We start from the raw sequence: 17735 nt of genomic DNA, 5'->3' as shown, positions 1-17735 counted from the left end.
TTAATGCACCATAAAATAAGAGCAAGGCGAAAAAGTTGATTTTATTTATATCTTTAATTTCAGTTATAGTAATTTTATTTTCATCATTTGGCTTTGCTGCGCAAGTGCGATGAGAACATTTTACCTCGAAACTGCTTTTTAACTGATGCTTGTTTTACTATAATTTGAAAGGTGATACCTTCTATGATCAAGCTAAGAAATATCAATATTAATTTTCAAAAAGAAATTCTCACTGATGGACACATATCTATACAAGATAACAAAATCACTTCCATCATTGGAGAAAGCGGATCAGGTAAAACAAGCATTTTATATATGCTGGGAATGATATCCTCTCAAAAGTGCTCCTATATATTTGACAATTTAGATATTGATTTAAATAATGATAAAATTTGCAGTTTGTATAGAAAAACTAAAATCGGATATGTTTTTCAGGATAATAATTTAAATAACCAATTAACAGTCGCAGACAATCTTAAAGTAAATGCGGCAATTGCTGGAGAATCCATTGATCATCATGGCATCAAGATACTGCTTGAATCCGTGGGAGTTGATATTTCTCAGGATAGTTATCCTGAGAAATTGTCTGTTGGAGAACGGCAAAGAATAGCGATAGCCTGCGCCCTTGCTAAAAAGCCCGAGCTTATAATAGCAGACGAACCAACTTCCTCACTTGATAGGCCGAATTCAGATAAAGTTATGGCTATTTTCCAAAAATTTGTTGCAAAAAACAATTGTAAAGTCGTTATAGCTACTCATTCAAGTCACATATCGGCGCAAAGCAATATTGTCTATAAAATAGAAAACCGTTCTATAAAACTGATATCAAACGATAATCCAAATCCAGAACCTGTATCTTTCACAGAAAAAAACAGCTCATCAGAACAAAAGAACGATCCCGGACATAATGCAATAAAAAAAGCCAGCATTTTTAAAGCTCAATTACTATATGTGTTCAAACGTAGCAGGAAAGATCGAACGCGTAAAAGAATAAGTTTGTTTTTACTCGGTTTTGCAATCGCTTCCACTCTCTTATCCTCTACATTTGGTGCCGGATTTGTAAAAGAGCAGACAGCTCTAATGAATGATATTGCTGATAATGAAGTCATTGTTATAAATAATACCTTCCCGCAAATCTCCACCAAATATAATTTAGATGAGTACTTATCATTTAAATCAGAAGATTTTTCGGTTTTTTCACAAATACAAGGGGTAGAGGACACATTTCCAATTTATGAATTCAGATCCTCAGGGCATGGAATATCGGAATCAATTTCGTCTGGCAAAATAGAGGTGCTGGAGAACGAAGTCAAGATTGGCGAATATATTGTTGAAGAAAATAATTCAAGTCAATATACCGTTCTTCCATATTGGGACTGGCAAAATTATGATAAAAAAACTTTGCTTACCGCTGATATCTCCGAGGGCATATATATATCGCAAGCTTTAGCAGATACCCTGGGCATAAAAAAATTAAATAATGTGGTATTGAGATTTGATGCATGTGTTCCTTTTTCCGTTTTTTTAAGCTACGTTACTTATGAAAATAAAGAATACGACTGTGATTTAGATATTAGCGAACAGAAAACTTTTACATTTCCAGTAAAAGGGGTCTTGGATCTTTCAATTGTTAATAGATATAGCGTATATGGCAATCAAAATTTAATTTTTTTAGAATATAGTCATATGGAAAATGCTGCTAATGAAGCCAGCAAGAATTACACAAGCGAACATGAAGTTGACAATACATTCGCTCCTTGGCAATCAAGCGCTGCAATTCTAAAAATATCTGATATTTCTTTTCTTGAATCCGTTCAATCAAAGCTATTGTCCTTAAATCCTAATTACTCTGTCATCGTACCGTTGCAAGACAGTCAAGCTATGGCTGATATGGTAGATCAGGCCAGAACTTTTATAGTTGTTATTTCCATCATAATTCTTGTTATCATTATGTGTTTACTATTTGTTGTCTATTCAAATCAGACCGATAATCGCAAATATGAAATAGCCATGATGCGAGCAAATGGTTTTAGAAAAATTGAAACAGCTGGAATAATCTATATGGAATCTATGCTTGATGCTTTAATTGTAACTGCAATAGCAACTTTGTTTTCATTAGTAGTAAAAATATTTTTGACAGCATATTTCGGATTCATAATTGTCGATTTCAATTGGTCTGGAATACTGATTCTGCTAGCTCTATCAATTCTGGCGATATCTTTGCCGACAGTAGTGGTTATCAAAAAAACCAACCGCTTTAATCCTGATAGATTAATGAGAAATTGATAATTTTGAGGAATACATTTTGGCTGCTACAAAAGAAGTAATAGGAATGGCTGCAAGAATACCCAGACTGCCGATAAGAGATTGAATTATTTCTACTGCGATCATTTCTGAATTTAACATCAGCATCAAAGAGGGCTGATAGACAACCAGAACGAGTACAAGGGTCAGCGAACTGCCGATATAAGCTAGTATTAAGGTGTTTGTCATCGTTCCCAGAACGTCCGACCCTACTCTTAATCCTGCACGCAAAAGACTTATATTATCTTTTCTTTCCATATGTCCGGATATCTCATGCATAGAAGAGGCAACACTCATTGCAACATCCATAACTGCACCCAAAGCTCCTATTACCATGCCGCTCCAGACAATAGCTGCAAGGTCAAGCTTTGGTGCATTCTCTACATATAGCAGATATACAGTTTCTTCGCCAATCATGCCGGTTATAATTGCTGCTCGATTTACGATCAAAGCAAGGAGGCCGGCAATAAGCAGCCCTCCAATATTTCCAATCATGGCGCAAAATGATTTTATATTGGCGCCATTAATAATAAGCAATGTTACAAGTACGATAAAGGAACATGTTACCAGCGTTGTCAGATATATATTCCGTTCGTTTAAAATAGCAGGAATAAAGACAAAGAAAAGAGCCATAAATGTTATTACAAGCGACAAAATAGTACGAAAGCCCTTCATTCTGCCAAAAATTATCAATGCAATAAAAAACAGGGCAAGCAGCATTATCAGGGTACGGCTTCTATCGTATTCTACAAAAACAAATTCCGCATCACTTTCAAACATATCGGAAACAGGAGTCAGTAAAACCCTTGATCCGGAACTTACTTCAACCGGATTTACGGCAGACATGCCATCAATATACTGGGTAGCAGAAACAAGCTCTCCTTTTAGATCTCCACTTTTTATCTCCGCAAGAAAATGTATTTCTTTGTTCTTAATAATCTGATTTTCACCTAATTCAAATTCATCCTCTTCAAAATGCGTAATCAAGTTTACATTTGCCCGGTAAGAATTGATTTGGTCACTATGAAAAGGTGCCACCTGATTAAAATACCAGCCAGCCGCAATGAACAAAATCGAAAATATAATAGTCAGTATAAACACAAAACCTGGTCTGATCGAAAAAGACTTGCGTTCAGACATTTGCTTCAATTCTTCAACTGGTGATTGATCTACATTTTTCTTCATTTTTTCTCCCAAACATTTCCCGTAAACTTTACTCAGTGGAAATTTTGATTGCTCATTCTAAAAACTTCCAGATATTACCGTACCATGCTTACAAATTTACCAATTAAATACGATATTTCATGCTTTTCATATTATAATCATGTTACAACAAATTTCTCAATGACTGTTTTTAAGTAAGCAAATTTTAAAAAGGGGTATCTGAAATCTAATGAACATAAATAATCTAATGAATAAAGGGATAATAAACATAGCTGATACAGCCAAAAGATTCTATCTGGGTAATCTAAAAGGCCAGGCTTTTATGCTCAAAATGATGGCAGCACTCCGTAAAAGCAGCAAAAAAAGGGAGGAGCTTGAAAAAGAAGGATTACATGTTCCACCTTTTTTGATCGCAAGTATCACTTCAAGCTGTAATTTGCATTGCGCTGGTTGTTATTCGCGGGCAAACGGTGCTTGTTGTGATGATATGCCACAGGAAGAATTGAAAACTGAGGATTGGCAGCGAATTTTCACTCAGGCCTCTGATTTAGGAGTGTCTTTTGTTTTGCTGGCAGGAGGCGAGCCTTTAATTCGTCGTGATATTATCGAAAATGCCGCGAACATAGGCAATCTCATATTTCCGGTTTTCACCAATGGTACCATGATAAATAATGATTATCTGGATTTTTTTGACCAAAACCGGAATATTATCCCTGTAATAAGTATCGAAGGAGATGCCAATATTACCGACGCCAGAAGAGGTGAAGGAGTATCAGAAAAAGTGGAGAACTGCTTGAGCACGTTGAAACAACGAGGCATTCTTTTTGGCATATCCATCACAGTTACCAGCGAAAACATGTCAGCTGTAACTGATGGGGATTTCGTAAGAAAAATCAGAAATCAAGGCTGTGGCATATTGTTTTATATCGAATATGTTCCGGCGGAGACAGGTACTGAAAATTTGATTCTATCTGAAGACGAATTAAAAGAACTGCAGGCAGAGGTTGATCTGCTCTGCAGTGATAAAAATAATAAAGGCATGATCATTTTATCTTTCCCGGGAGATGAACAGGCAATGGGTGGATGTCTTGCTGCCGGACGAGGCTTTTTTCACATTAATGCCAATGGTGGTGCAGAGCCTTGTCCTTTTTCGCCGTATTCAAAAATGAACTTAAAAGAACAATCACTCTCTGATGTTTTAGCATCTGATTTTTTTGCTAAAATACGTAAAATTAGCACAGCTGCAACACAGCCTCATAAAGGCGGCTGTACTTTGTTTGAGCATAAAGAAGAAGTAGAAAATGTACTAGGACTTTTTTGATATTTTAAAACTTCTTCCGAAAAAGGCTAATAACGAAGACGCTGCAATTAAACCAAGACAGATACTTACAGTAACAATCACTGCCGTATACTGTGCAGCAAAAGCATCAGGGGCAAGATGTTTTATGAGTATGCCTGCATATGCCCAGACGAAAACAGCTCCATATGCCCAGTTCATGCGGCTCGAAACAACTGCAAGAGCAATAAGCGTAGCGATAATTGTCACCATCACCATCCAAAGGCTTTCTGATAGGCCAAAACGGTTCCAACCTGTACTTACAAGCCATGTTGTGATATTAGCCACTGTAGCAACTGAGATCCAGCCAAAATATATACTAAAGGGAAGTTTTAAGTAGAGTCGTTCTTTAAAAGTAAGTTTTTTTCTTGATAGATTGCGATCTATCAGAATCAGACAAATCAATAAAACCAGCATGAGCAGAACAGAAATACCTATTTGCCTGTAATGCCAGGCGAATATCCAGGCCATATTAGCCAATGAGGAGATAACAAATAATATCTGCACCTTTTTCAGACGTATTTGTGCTTCCTCTTCTTTTGCCGGCAAAAGTTGAAAAAGTGTGAATACAAGTAAAAGCAGGTAAATAAGTCCCCAAATCGCAAAAGTTAATCCTGCAGGCGCGAAGAGATTAGGATATGAGTCAGAAACAGCACCGGTATCCAATCCATTTATCGGCAATATACTAGCCAGTGCATTAACAGTAACCATGCCGATAAAAGCTAATAGAGCAAGTATTTTTAGAATAAAGCTTGATTCTTGACTAGACTTTGCCTGCTCTTTGCCAGCCTCGTTTTGTTGAGTTGTTTTCTGAACAGCGGTTTTAGAAGTATCATCGGAGTTCTGCTGATCTTTAGCATACATAGAAATGTCCCCCTTTTTCTTCTGAAAATATTTCGCTTTACCATTGTCTATAAGTTGTGCATTTTAAATAATTATAGCACCTTCTTAACGATAATCGGAACAGCAGTTGTGACGACATATATAATAAAAAAATTGAGGAAATTTAATTAAACCAAAGCCAGAATATGTTCATGTCGAAAAAACAGCTTAAGATAATAACCCGGTTCTATTTTTTTACCAGATGTCACAGTTTCTAAAGAATCTTTATGATTACCTACATCGACGATCAGTTCTTTTGGCATTGTTTCCATACTGACTATATTTTCACCAGAATTTTTATCTATCGGCACACATATCAGGCGTGTGTATTCTCTGATATCAAAGACTTTCTTACAGAGAAACCAGCCACAGTTAATATCTTTTCTGTCATTCTGAATTTCTCTCTTATTACTTTCTTCATAATATTCATCATTGTTAATATCCGAAATACAATGAGTTGTTTCCAGAACTTCAATATTTTTTGCTTTGATACCAACAAAAGAACTACTATCAGGATCAGTTATTTTGCTTGATTCAAAAACAATGTTCCATTTGTTTGCCAACAAATATCCTTCTTCAATTTTTGCAAGTGGCGAAATGTTTTCTATTCCGCATAGTTCTGCTGAGATGTGGTTATGGGGAGTTTTTATTACTTGTTCGCAATTTCCTGCTTCAATTATTCTGCCCTGATCAATAATAATAATCTGGTCACAAAAAGAATATATTTCATCCAGATCATGCGAAACCATAATAACTATTCCTGTATAATCAGACAGATCATCATCAAGCTGTCTGAGCATATTTCTCCGTGTGTGGGGATCAAGAGCTGAAAGAGGCTCATCAAGAAGCAGCATATCCGGTTCTGGAAGCAAAGCTCTTAACAAAGCAATTCTTTGCTGTTGCCCTCCGGAAAGTTGTCCGGGAAGCTTTTTAAGAAAATTACCTATTCCATATTCATTGGCTCTTTTCCTCACAAGGTACTTTCTCTGTTTCGCCGTAATATTTACTAATCCAGCGGTCAGATTTGCTTCGACCGACATATGAGGGAAAAGAGCATAGTTTTGCAATACAAGACCGATTTTTCGCTTGGCAGCCGAAATATTTGTTTTAATCATGCTGTCAAAAAATACGGTCTCATAATATGATATTTTCCCTTCATCAGGCTTTTCCAAACCACATATGCAACGCAGAGTAAAGCTTTTGCCACTGCCACTTGCTCCAACCAACCCTATTCTTTTTCCTGTTATGTTTACATCTATATCTATACTGAACTCAGATAATTTTTTAGTAATTTGGAGTTTCAGACTCATATTTTTACCTCCGCTGTTTTTCTGTTGCTTATAAGTATCAGCGAAATTGATAACAGGAAAAGCATAGCCGACCAAATCATTGCCTGATGCCAATCTCCCTGTTGTACAGCATCATAAACAGCAATAGGCAAGGTTCTTGTTCTCCCAGGTATACTGCCAGATATCATCACAGTTGCCCCGAATTCTCCCAGACCTCTGGCAAAGGCTAGTATAAGACCACTTTTAAGTCCAGGTTTTGCCAATGGCACCTGTATTACCAGCAATATTTTTAGCTCAGACATGCCAAGTGTTCTGGCTGCGGCTATTAAATTACCATCTATTTGTTCAAAAGCAGCTTTGGCAGATCTATACATCAGGGGTATTGCTGCTATTGTTGCTGCTAAAACCGCTGCCTGCCAAGTAAAAATCATATTCAAACCCATCTGCTGCAAAGATCTTCCGATAAAAGACTTTGTCCCGAAAATCCAAAGCAACACAAAACCGGTAACGGTAGGCGGTAATATCAAAGGAAGCGTAAGTAAAATGTCGATAATATTAATGAAACGGGTTTTTATACCCGCTGCAAACCTGCCAAGCAAAGTGCCTGCAAAGAAAACTATTGGCACCGCAAAAAAAGCTATTTTCAAAGAAAGTCTTAATGGCGACCAGTCATAAATGCCCGCTAGCAAAACGGTTTCAAATATAGCATGTTGCATTTCACTCGCCACCCTTCTGCTAATTCATTTCAAAACCATACCTCATGAATACTTCTTTGCCAATATCTGATTTCAAAAAATCAAGAAATTGCTGAGATTGCTGCACATAATCTGTTGAAGAGATAACAGCGGCTGGATACACTATCCTGTCGTGTTTCTCGGCAGGAATTTCAGCTATAATTTCCAAGTCACTGCGTTCATAAACATCTGTGGCGAAAAGAATCCCAAGATCAGCATTGCCATTTTCCAGCCAGGCAGCAACTTCGCGAACATCTTTTGCAAATATCAATTTGTTTTCAAGTAAGTCCATCAGCTCATAACTGTTTAGAGCCTGTCTGGCATAAAACCCGGCAGGAACTATTTTCGGATTGCCAATAGCCAAATAATCAAAATCTGCAAAATTTAGTTCTTCAAACGAATCGAAAATAATTTCTGAATTTATCGAGCTTGCCAAAACCAGACTGTTATATAAGAGATCAATTCTTGATTCTGCGATAATCAAATCATTTTTCTCCAGAGTGTTCATCTGCACAGCACCGGCTGAAATGAACAAATCGGTCGGAGCACCTTGCTCTATTTGTTGCTGAAGTGAACCTGACCCTCCAAAATTAAAGACTATAACGACATTTGAATCATAATCACCATAAAGTTTTCCAATCTCAGAAAGAGGATTTTGCAAACTGGCAGCAGCAGATATCGTCAGCGTGTATTGAGCTCCTGCTGCTGAAGCAGCACAACCGGAAGCAATTAAAGCTAACGCCAAAAACATCATTATAGCTACTGATACCAGGACTGTCCCTCCTGCTGTAGAGATTATTTTCTTCATTTTTATATCAGCTCCTTGATCAACGGTAAAATCAGCTTTGTAAATTTGATTCATAATCGACTTCAGGCATAAAAACTGTAATATTATCCTCCAGCCATTTTGCCTGTTCTGGGGAAATAGCCAGCTCATAGTGGCTGGCAGCGGCTATCAGGAAATGGCGAAGATTGCAATTACCTGCCCGCTCACCAATACCACTTATTGTACAATCCGCAGCTATCGCTCCGGCTTTACAGGCAGCAACGGAGTTAGCAACTGCCATCCCAAGATCATTATGGGAATGAAATTCAATATCTATACCTGTTTCCTTAATAAGCATTGATATCATGTCCTCTGTCTTTGTTGGATGCATTACACCTACTGTATCCGCAATACGTATTGTCTGAACCTGCATTTTTTTTAACATATCTGCCAGCGTTACCATAAAGCAGATATCCGCTCTTGAGGCATCTTCAAATCCCACCGTCACCTCGAATCCTAAATCCTGTGCTTTTGCAACACAAGCTTGTATCTGATTTGTCAGCCAGTTCTTATTTTTTCGAAGTTTTACATATAGCTGTGCATAAGACACAGGCGCACTTATATGTATAATGTCAGGTCTACACTGGGCAGATGCTTCAATGTCTTTGATATTTAGCCTGTTCCACGTAGAAATTACTGAATGTCTTTTATTTTCAACTATTCCGGTTACTGCTTCAATTTCAGAGTTGCCAAGAGCAGGTATACCGGCCTCAATCTGATCAATTTTCATTGCATCAAGCCAACTCGCAATCATAACTTTATCTTCTACACGAAAAGCCAGTCCGGCGCTTTGTTCACCATCTCTTAAAGTTGTATCAACAATTTTTTTAATTGTTTTGTTCACAACTAATCATCCCTTTCAGCATCTTCATATCTCATTATTTTTTTTACCAGATCACAGAATTCCTCATCTGTCAGACTTCGTTGTTTACTTATGCTATCGTTTTGTACATCCTGCAAAAGCTTGCGCATATGTTTCTCCGGCAGTTGATAACCATATTCTTTAAGCTTTAGTCTGATAGCCTTCAGTCCTGAATGTTTGCCAACTACAAGCTGCCTGCAATTACCTACAATCTGCGGCAGATATGGTTCATAAAGATGCGATCCTTTTGCCAGTCCATCAGCATGTATACCAGCTTCAACAGCAAAAATACTGCCGCCGGAAACTGGTTGTTTAGAAGAGATTTGTTCACCTGTTATTTGCTCAAACAACTTGCTTATTTCAGGAATGATAGCAAGCCCTTTGCCCGGACGTTTTCTGCTTATAACCTTCATTGCTAACAAAACTACTTCACTTGCCGCAAAGCTTCCGTAACCACAAAAACTTGTTGCAATTTTCTTGCCGCCTGCCAGCAACCACTCCACAGCCAATGCATTTGCACTAAAAAAACTGTCTGAAGGGCAGAAAGAAACGCGATTCCCATATGCCCGGTTCAATTCAGATAGCAGGACTTTGTAATCATAATGCAAAAATGAGGAAAGTCCGCTTATCCTAAAGTCATCCTGCCGCTCGCTTCTAATAAAATTGGTTAATTCTTTAACATCATTTAGCCGAAGATCAGAAATTATGCCTAAATGTGTTTCACCTTTTTTAACTGACGAGATACACTCATACATGGAATATTCTTCAGAAATATTGTCAGATTTTAATCTGATCAATACAGGTATATTTAACAGCTTTTCTTGTTCAAATTTATGGAGAAAATCAAATATTTGCTGATTCATTTCAATCGTATCGACACCAAGCTGTATCAAAAGCTCACAAAAAAGTATGATCTGCTCCGATGAAGCATCACCTTTAATTTTTTGTGTTAAAGTTTTGTCGATAAGTCTGATCAATACAGCCACCTACCTCATATCATTTTTCTCTTTACAGGCTCCCCACCTACCAAATGTTTTTCTACAATTTCAGGGATATCATTCTCACTTAAATCCCCGTACCAGACACCTTCTGGATATACGACCATGATAGGCCCTTTGTCGCAAATACCAAAGCAGCCGGTATGTGTCAGCATCACATCCGACGAAAGATCATTTTCATCAATCTCTTCGGCCATCAATTGCAAAAGATCAATTGCTCCCTTACCGGCACAAAACCCTCGAATTTGACCATTCAGACGACAGCTTGTACAAATGAACACATGATATTTAGGTTGAACCATAAAAACACTTCCCTTCTCTTTTTGTCAGGCAGAAAAATCCAGTCTTGCTAACACTTCCAGAATAGGTTCATAAGTCGTTATTACTTTAATGCCTTTTTTCTTAAGCTGATTTAGCGGTTTATCACCTATACGCATCGTTACTACTGCACTGCAGTCCTGCAGTACTGACATTAGATTTGCCATTCTATTTTCTTTATCGGCAGAAGTAGTAGAATAATCACACTCCACTTCACCCTGACAATAAGCAGATTCCAATTTCCTTTTTTCCAGCAATATTGGTTTTTTATCTCTGATTGTATATATACTGATTTCTCTAGCCTGGCCAAAATGCTGGTCAACCAGCCAACCACCCTGAGAAAATACGGCTATTTTCTTCTCAGACTTCGTTACGGCTTCCTGATCTGATTCTTGTCGATCAGATTTGCCAAACAGCGCTGATTTATCTTGATGCAGCAGTCCGACAGCATCGGCCCTGCATTGCTGACAATGATACATCTGCTTGATATGTTCTCCGCAAATTTCACGTTTTTTATCTAATTCCTTGCGGCTTACCATTGGCTGATTTTCAAAAGCACTGCCTTTAACAGGTATCATCTGCATAATATTACTCATACTGCAGCCAAGCTCTTTTACTTTTTTCACCACTTCCTCAACGTGTTCATCATTTATTCCTTTTATCAAAACAGTATTAACTTTTACAGTGATCTCTTTGTCCGCAAGCCAAGCTAATCCGTCAAGCTGATTTTTTATCAAAATCTTGGCTCCCTCAACACCAGAATAACGTTTGCCAAAATAATCTATATGCTTATATATCTGCGCTCCTATTTGTGGGTCAATAGCATTTATTGTCACCGTTAAATGTGTAACCCCAATTTGCAAAAGCCTGTCAGCATAAAATGGCAACATCAACCCATTGGTAGATAAACATATGAGAGTCTCGGGGCTTTTTTCTTTCACTAATTCTATTGTTTTTACAGTCTGCTCAAAGTTTGCTAAAGCATCTCCGGGACCGGCAATCCCTGCCACTGCTATATTCCCAAGACGTTCCGATGCCTCAGCAAATCTATCCGCAGCTTGTTCAGGACTCAAAACCTTCGTTGTCACACCGGGGCGGCTTTCATTCGGGCAATCAAAGCTACGAACACAATAATTGCATTGAATATTGCAAGCAGGAGCCACCGGAAGGTGCATACGTCCTTGGGAACAGGCAGCACCAGGTGAAAAACAAGGATGTGCGGGTTCCTGCTTAGGTTTGGATGCCGCCTTTTCAGTTCTTTCAATTAAAGTATCGGTTAACAAGAATTCTTTTTTCACCTTTTTTCTGAATCCTGTTTCTTTTGCAGCCAAAAGTTCATTTGTTATTTGATCAAGCATCATGAGAGAACCATCATAACCAAGCATTCTCAGACGCTGCCCGCCAATTCTGTCATGTATAGGAAAACCACATCTGATCAGAGCAACACCAGTTTTTTCTTCAATTCTACGACCGTCCGAGCTTCCTATTAATAGATTTGCTTTACCTGTTAACGTAATTTCTTCAATTTTCTGAAAATCTGTATCGTCTTCTATTTGGCATTTTCCCAAAACATCAGTTTGGCACCAGCTACTAAAATCTTCACGTATGCTTTTCTCAAAATCACTGATTCTGCTGCCTGTAGTACAAGAAACCGGCACAATACCGCTTTCACAGCATAATTTAAGCAAACTATATACAAGGTCAGGTTCACCAAAGATTACTGCCCTGCCTTCAGCCATATATTTGTGACTATCTATAATTGCATCCAGATATCTTGATCTTTGATCTTCTATTTCTGTTGGACGTTTTTTGCCGCTTAATTTTTCAAGCTGATCAATTAATGCGTCATTATCCTGAATGCCAACAGGAAGATTCAGGCTTATAAGTGGAACTCCGAATTCATCTTGCAACAATTTACCCGGTGAAAAACTATCCGGTACAAAATGCGTCAGTTCTATAGTTGCTTGAGCCTCAGACATGTTTTGTATCTTTTCGATAGGAGTTCCGCTCCGGCGGCGGTTCAAAGTTGTTTCGCCGGCACCGCCATCCAATGTTCCAGACAAATCGGGCAAAAGTATTACTTCCAGTTCAAAAGCAGAAAACAACTGTTTCAGCCATCTGGCATCTGCCGGGCTAACAGGTGAAGTAATCAGGTTTATATGCTTGCCCTTTTTCTCAGGCGGTAAAACCAGTTGTTTTACTATCGCATATAAAGTTCTAAAATAACCTTCATATTGTGTGCCACTATATCCGGGGGTGGATACGGGCACAATTCTAGCTTTGCTATTTTTTTCTGAATTATATTTTAGCGCCATACCGTTTATATCTTCACCAATAGTTTCTGCAAGGCATGTTGTTGCAACTCCGATTATGGCCGGATTATATACTTTTATAAGATTGTCCAGCCCTTCAAATAACTGTTTTTCACCACCATAAACCGTGCCGTGCTCTGTAAGTGAAGATGAGGCAATATCTACAGGCTCATTATAATGTGTCGCCATATGCCTTCTTATATATGTACTGCAACCTTGTGATCCGTGCAAAAGCACCAGCGAATCTGCTAAGCCCATGAAAGCAGTAGCAGCGCCCATCGGCATACACATTTTGCATGGATTTGCTGTAAGAGTTGTTAAAACAGGACGATTTGTTTTTAACATATTATTTATCCCTCCTTCAACCAGCCCCAAACCGGACTATTCACAGAAGCATCAACTTCTTTTGCAAAATTCAAAGTTCCCTCAAAACCTGCCAGAGGTTGTTTGCGCTCGTGATTATGATCGCAAAATGCTATTCCCAGTTTATAAGCAAGAGGTCTCTCTTTTACTCCTCCGGCCAGAATATCCGCACCTGTTTCTGAAAGGAATCTTTCCAGCTCAGCAGGATTTGTATCATCAAGAACAACCGTGCCAGGACTAACAAGGCCATTGATTATCTCATAATCATCTTTTTTACCGGTTTGTGTTCCTACCAGGACAGTGTCCATGCCTATTTCACGAAATTGTCTGATTAAAGATATTGCCTTAAATCCTCCACCAACATAAATCGCAGCTTTCTTGCCATTAAGACGTGATCTATAATAATCAAGTTGTGTTTCAACTCTTTTTGTTTCTTTTTCAATAAAGTGTTCTGCTCTGGCAATTACTTTAGGGTTGCCAACTGTTGCAGCTATTGCTCTCAAAGACGCAGCTGTATCGGTAAGCCCAAAAAAACTAACTTTTATCCAAGGTATTTCATGCTCTTGTTCCATTCTTTTTGCCAGCCAGGTCATCGACCCTGCACACTGTACTATGTTAAGACCAGCCTGTGGAGCTTTGGTCAATTCTTCTACAGAGGAATCACCTGTTATTCCTGCAACAACATCTATATCCAGTTCATGCAGCATATTTCTTATAATCCACATCTCACCTGCAAGATTAAAGTCACCTAAAATATTTATACCTTTTCTCTTGTTATATTCAGATTTTTTTAGACTATAAGGTTTGATCAAAGATAGCAGAGCCTCACATGCCAGCTTATATCCAACAGATTTTGTACCTGCAAATCCTGGAGCCATAACCGGAATAACTCTTATCGAATGTTTAGCTTCTGCACTTTTACAAATCGCAGCAACATCGTCGCCTATTACACCAACTATGCAAGTAGCATATACAAAAATCAGAGGTGGTTTATATTTGTTAACTATTTCATCAAGTGCTGCGGAAAGTCTTTTTTCCCCTCCAAAAATAACATCAGTTTCAATCAGATCTGTTGAGAAACTATTTCTATAGAGATCACTGCCGCTGCTAAGGCTTCCTCTTATGTCCCAGGTATAGCTTGCGCAGCCTATAGGACCATGCACCAGATGAAAGGCGTCCGTTATCGGATTGAGCACAACTCTTGCTCCACAGTATACACACGCTCTCTGACTGATAGATCCAGACACGCTTGCCTGATCGCAAGAAAGGCTCGTGCTCTTGCCATTGTTCTCTTTGCGACAGACAAAAGCCTGTCTTTTTTCCAATATCTCTGTTTTCAATCTTTTTTCCCCAGACATTTGCACGACCACCTTCCTGCTGAAATCAAGGTTTACATTACCATTTCAAAATCTTCTTCTTTTACATCTCTGTCCATACGATCCATAAGTGCATTCAAAATAAGTTCTGCCATGCGCATGCCACCCCTGTACCCGATCAAAGGCTGATAAGCATGTGCGTATCTGTCCATGATTGGGAAACCGGCTCTAACAAATGGAATATCTTCTGCTCTGGCAATATATTTGCCATGTGTTCCGCCAATTAAGAGGTCAACCGGCTCCTGCTTAATCCATTGATGCAATTCGAACAAATCTCCTGATGCTTTGATTTTAGTATTTTCGACTGCATATGCCGACAGCAGAGCTTTGGTCTTAGCCGTAAAAGCTTCCCCCGGAGTCCCAGTAACCAGATAGACCGGTTGCATTCCCATTTCTAAAACAAGTGAGGTCAAGCCCAGCACAGTGTCAGGATCTCCGAAAATTGCAACTTTTTTGTCATGAGTATAAGCATGTGAATCAAGCATTATATCTACCAGCTGCCCTCTTTCACGCTCCAGTTCCATATTAACTTCAGTCATACTTAATTCCGACAAAACCGTAAGCAGAGCATCTGTTGCCTGAATCCCAATAGGCAAAGGCATCAATTCGTAAGGGACACGGCATTTTCTTTTAAGATCACCTGCTGGTTGCTCGCTGGTAAGTTCTCCAAGAGCAATCGTTTTTATACAATCACCAAGTGCTTTAATTTCTTTTACAGTTGTTCCACCATCAGGATACATGTCGTATTTACCTGTCATCGGAACATCAAGTACATCACTGGTGTCAGGAAATACTATCGCTTCTACAGACATCAAATTAAGCATTCTATGTAATTCACGCATATCACCGGGATTAACAAAACCAGGCAGCACCGCCAGTTTTTGTCTTGTTTTATCTTTTTCCCTTACTGAAAGGTATTTAATGAATCCTGAAAGCATATTGCTGAAACCCGAGATGTGAGAACCAACATAACTTGGGGTATTTGTGTGTACAACCTTTTTACCTTCCGGAATCTTAATATCAGCTATCAATGATCCCAGATCATCTCCTATGGTTTCAGAAAGACAGGTTGTATGTACTGCTATTATTTCAGGATCATATAAATCAAAAATGTTTTTTACAGATGTTTTCAGATTACTGCCACCACCAAAAACGGATGCACCTTCCGTAAAAGAACTTGAGGCAGCTATTGCAGGTTCCTTAAAATGTCTGGTCAAAAACATTCTGTGAAAAGAACAACATCCTTGAGAACCATGACTATGTGGCATACATGCATGTACTCCTAAAGCTGCATACATAGCGCCAACCGGTTGACATGTTTTCGCCGGATTAATGCGAAGTGCGCTTCTTTCATTAACTTTATCCGGTGTCAGATTCAGCATACTGCTTCACCTCCGTATTCACCATTCAATATTGGTTTGTTTTTCCAGGGAGCGTTGACCAGACTCCATGCCGGAGTATAAAGTCCCATCGTTAAATCATGTGCAAATTTAACTGCACCACGAAAACCTGCATAAGGTCCGCTATAATCGTAGGAATGCAGCTGTCTTGATAAAATCCCTGCTTTTTGAGCCACATACTTGTCCTTTATTCCTGAGAAGAAAATATCTGGCTTTAACATACGCAAAAACTCTTCTGTCTCAAAATGGTTGAGATCATCTATTACAATCGCACCATCTTTCATTTCGTTGATCATTCCATCATAAGTATCAAGTGGAATTTCAGCTTTAAGCTTCGCATACTGTTCTTCAGTCAGATAAACTTTGAATTTTTCAGGATCAGGTGATACTTTGATCGATTCGATATTTTTACTATCTGCATCTTCTTTAATTGAGTCGAGAATTTCTCTGCCTTCATAATCATCTCGATGAGCAAATTCGTACCCGGCCAGCAAAACTTCCATACCCAAATCTTTTAATAAACTCTGATAATGATGTGCTCTTGAACCACCCACGAACAAAGCAGCAGTTTTGCCTTCCAGTTTTTGACTGTATTGTTCAAGATCACTTTCCACCATGCTTAATTCATCTGCTATTACCGCTTCTGTTCGTTCTATCAGCTCTTCGTCTCCAAAGAATTTTGCCGTATCACGAAGTGATTTGATTGTTGCCTCAAGACCTATAAAATTAACTTTTATCCAATGTGTGCCATACTTGGTTTTCAACATCTCGGCGATATAATTAATTGAGCGGTGGCATTGAACCAGATTAAGATCCGCCTGATGGGCATGTGTCAGTTCTTCATAGCTGCCATCACCTGTCATTACAGAAATAACATCATAACCTATCCTGCGTAATATTCTGCCAATTTCCCAGCCATCGCCACCGATATTATATTCGCCCAGAAGATTAATTGCATATTTGCCTATAGCACGCTCTGCAGTGCCGATAACTTCCTTCATTAAGCCGTTATTAGCAATGTGGTGACCACCTGACTGGCTGACACCTTTATAACCTTCACAGCTAAAAGCGATAACTTTGCGATTATATTTTTTCTCTGCTTCGGAGGCTATAGCATGTATATCATCTCCTATAAGACCCACAGGGCAGGTAGAACATATCATTACCGCAGCCGGATCAAAAATTTCTACAGCTTCGGCTATTGCCTGGCGCAACTTTTTTTCACCACCAAAAACAATGTCTGATTCCTGCATATCTGTTGAAAAACAGTATTCCAGAAAGTTTTTAGTATTTTCATCTCCTTTAGCTTTGTGTCTGCGTGTACCCCATGAATAATAAGCACAACCTATCGGACCATGTGTAATTAAAGCGACATCCTTTAGGGGACCTAACACAACACCTTTACATCCAGCATAACAACAGCCTCTGTTCGTCATTATTCCAGGAATAGTTCTTGTATTGGCCGCAATCTGCTGGTCTTTCCCGTCTTTTTTTATGATATGATCCTTGCGGTTTTTAAAAACGCGGGCACTGTATCTGTCCAATACTCTATCTTTTGTTTCCACTTGTAT

Annotated in this window: 14 protein-coding genes; 2 read left to right on the top strand and 12 right to left on the bottom strand. The window is 38.7% G+C overall.

Features of this window, described 5'->3' with window-relative positions; translation table 11 throughout:
* The first annotated feature begins 183 nt into the window (after positions 1-183).
* Complete coding sequence (locus tag AC0KSB_RS08565; protein ID WP_472308277.1) at positions 184-2286, top strand: ABC transporter ATP-binding protein/permease; 2103 nt, start codon at positions 184-186, stop codon at positions 2284-2286.
* On the opposite strand, the gene AC0KSB_RS08560 is transcribed toward AC0KSB_RS08565, so the two are convergent.
* A complete protein-coding gene (locus AC0KSB_RS08560) occupies positions 2272-3489 on the bottom strand; it encodes a YibE/F family protein (RefSeq protein ID WP_472308275.1) in 1218 nt (405 codons plus the stop codon). The two genes, AC0KSB_RS08565 and AC0KSB_RS08560, sit on opposite strands and share 15 nt — an antisense overlap.
* Before the next feature lie 208 nt (positions 3490-3697).
* Here AC0KSB_RS08560 and AC0KSB_RS08555 point away from each other — a divergent pair, with 208 nt between their 5' ends.
* Entirely contained in the window at positions 3698-4789 is a 1092-nt protein-coding gene (locus AC0KSB_RS08555; protein WP_472308273.1) for a radical SAM protein, read from the top strand.
* On the opposite strand, the gene AC0KSB_RS08550 is transcribed toward AC0KSB_RS08555, so the two are convergent.
* From AC0KSB_RS08550 to nifD, 11 genes are all read right to left on the bottom strand, one after another.
* Positions 4775-5668, bottom strand: coding sequence for a hypothetical protein (locus tag AC0KSB_RS08550; RefSeq protein WP_472308271.1), 894 nt, complete (start codon positions 5666-5668; stop codon positions 4775-4777). The two genes, AC0KSB_RS08555 and AC0KSB_RS08550, sit on opposite strands and share 15 nt — an antisense overlap.
* A gap of 146 nt (positions 5669-5814) precedes the next feature.
* Positions 5815-6996 (bottom strand): sulfate/molybdate ABC transporter ATP-binding protein, encoded by a 1182-nt coding sequence (locus AC0KSB_RS08545; protein ID WP_472308269.1) that lies wholly within the window; start codon positions 6994-6996, stop codon positions 5815-5817.
* A complete protein-coding gene (gene modB, locus AC0KSB_RS08540) occupies positions 6993-7691 on the bottom strand; it encodes a molybdate ABC transporter permease subunit (RefSeq protein ID WP_472308267.1) in 699 nt (232 codons plus the stop codon). The genes AC0KSB_RS08545 and modB overlap by 4 nt, the downstream gene beginning before the upstream one ends.
* 19 nt (positions 7692-7710) lie before the next feature.
* On the bottom strand, positions 7711-8571 hold the full coding sequence (gene modA, locus AC0KSB_RS08535) for a molybdate ABC transporter substrate-binding protein (RefSeq protein WP_472308265.1): 861 nt from the start codon (positions 8569-8571) through the stop codon (positions 7711-7713).
* Positions 8549-9379 carry a beta/alpha barrel domain-containing protein gene (locus tag AC0KSB_RS08530; RefSeq protein WP_472308263.1) on the bottom strand — a complete coding sequence of 277 codons (831 nt, stop codon included), beginning with the start codon at positions 9377-9379 and terminating at the stop codon, positions 8549-8551. Before AC0KSB_RS08530 ends, modA begins: the two co-directional genes overlap by 23 nt.
* Positions 9380-9381: 2 nt before the next feature.
* Positions 9382-10374, bottom strand: coding sequence for a homocitrate synthase/isopropylmalate synthase family protein (locus AC0KSB_RS08525; protein WP_472308261.1), 993 nt, complete (start codon positions 10372-10374; stop codon positions 9382-9384).
* Positions 10375-10388: 14 nt separating this feature from the next.
* Complete coding sequence (locus AC0KSB_RS08520) at positions 10389-10697, bottom strand: 2Fe-2S ferredoxin (protein WP_472308259.1); 309 nt, start codon at positions 10695-10697, stop codon at positions 10389-10391.
* 24 nt (positions 10698-10721) lie between these two features.
* Positions 10722-13370, bottom strand: a complete 2649-nt coding sequence (gene nifB, locus AC0KSB_RS08515; protein WP_472308257.1) for a nitrogenase cofactor biosynthesis protein NifB — start codon at positions 13368-13370, stop codon at positions 10722-10724.
* Between the two features lie 5 nt (positions 13371-13375).
* Positions 13376-14746: a nitrogenase iron-molybdenum cofactor biosynthesis protein NifE gene (gene nifE, locus AC0KSB_RS08510; RefSeq protein ID WP_472308255.1), complete on the bottom strand. Its 1371-nt coding sequence runs from the start codon at positions 14744-14746 to the stop codon at positions 13376-13378.
* 32 nt (positions 14747-14778) lie between these two features.
* The gene (nifK, locus tag AC0KSB_RS08505; protein ID WP_472308253.1) at positions 14779-16146 is read right to left on the bottom strand and encodes a nitrogenase molybdenum-iron protein subunit beta; all 1368 of its coding nucleotides are present in this window, start codon (positions 16144-16146) and stop codon (positions 14779-14781) included.
* Positions 16140-17729 carry a nitrogenase molybdenum-iron protein alpha chain gene (gene nifD, locus AC0KSB_RS08500; protein WP_472308251.1) on the bottom strand — a complete coding sequence of 530 codons (1590 nt, stop codon included), beginning with the start codon at positions 17727-17729 and terminating at the stop codon, positions 16140-16142. The genes nifK and nifD overlap by 7 nt, the downstream gene beginning before the upstream one ends.
* Positions 17730-17735: the final 6 nt, after the last annotated feature.

The organism is Ercella succinigenes, assembly GCF_900002895.1.
The sequence above is the reverse complement of the archived record's forward strand: the minus strand, read 5'-3'. Positions and strand labels throughout refer to the sequence as shown.

Bases quoted from the DNA above. Each gene is read 5' to 3' on its own strand.
- AC0KSB_RS08565 (WP_472308277.1), top strand. From the start codon at position 184: ATGATCAAGCTAAGAAATATCAATATTAATTTTCAAAAAGAAATTCTC.
- AC0KSB_RS08560 (WP_472308275.1), bottom strand. From the start codon at position 3,489: ATGAAGAAAAATGTAGATCAATCACCAGTTGAAGAATTGAAGCAAATG.
- AC0KSB_RS08555 (WP_472308273.1), top strand. From the start codon at position 3,698: ATGAACATAAATAATCTAATGAATAAAGGGATAATAAACATAGCTGAT.
- AC0KSB_RS08550 (WP_472308271.1), bottom strand. From the start codon at position 5,668: ATGTATGCTAAAGATCAGCAGAACTCCGATGATACTTCTAAAACCGCT.
- AC0KSB_RS08545 (WP_472308269.1), bottom strand. From the start codon at position 6,996: ATGAGTCTGAAACTCCAAATTACTAAAAAATTATCTGAGTTCAGTATA.
- modB (WP_472308267.1), bottom strand. From the start codon at position 7,691: ATGCAACATGCTATATTTGAAACCGTTTTGCTAGCGGGCATTTATGAC.
- modA (WP_472308265.1), bottom strand. From the start codon at position 8,571: ATGAATCAAATTTACAAAGCTGATTTTACCGTTGATCAAGGAGCTGAT.
- AC0KSB_RS08520 (WP_472308259.1), bottom strand. From the start codon at position 10,697: ATGGTTCAACCTAAATATCATGTGTTCATTTGTACAAGCTGTCGTCTG.
- nifB (WP_472308257.1), bottom strand. From the start codon at position 13,370: ATGTTAAAAACAAATCGTCCTGTTTTAACAACTCTTACAGCAAATCCA.
- nifE (WP_472308255.1), bottom strand. From the start codon at position 14,746: ATGTCTGGGGAAAAAAGATTGAAAACAGAGATATTGGAAAAAAGACAG.
- nifK (WP_472308253.1), bottom strand. From the start codon at position 16,146: ATGCTGAATCTGACACCGGATAAAGTTAATGAAAGAAGCGCACTTCGC.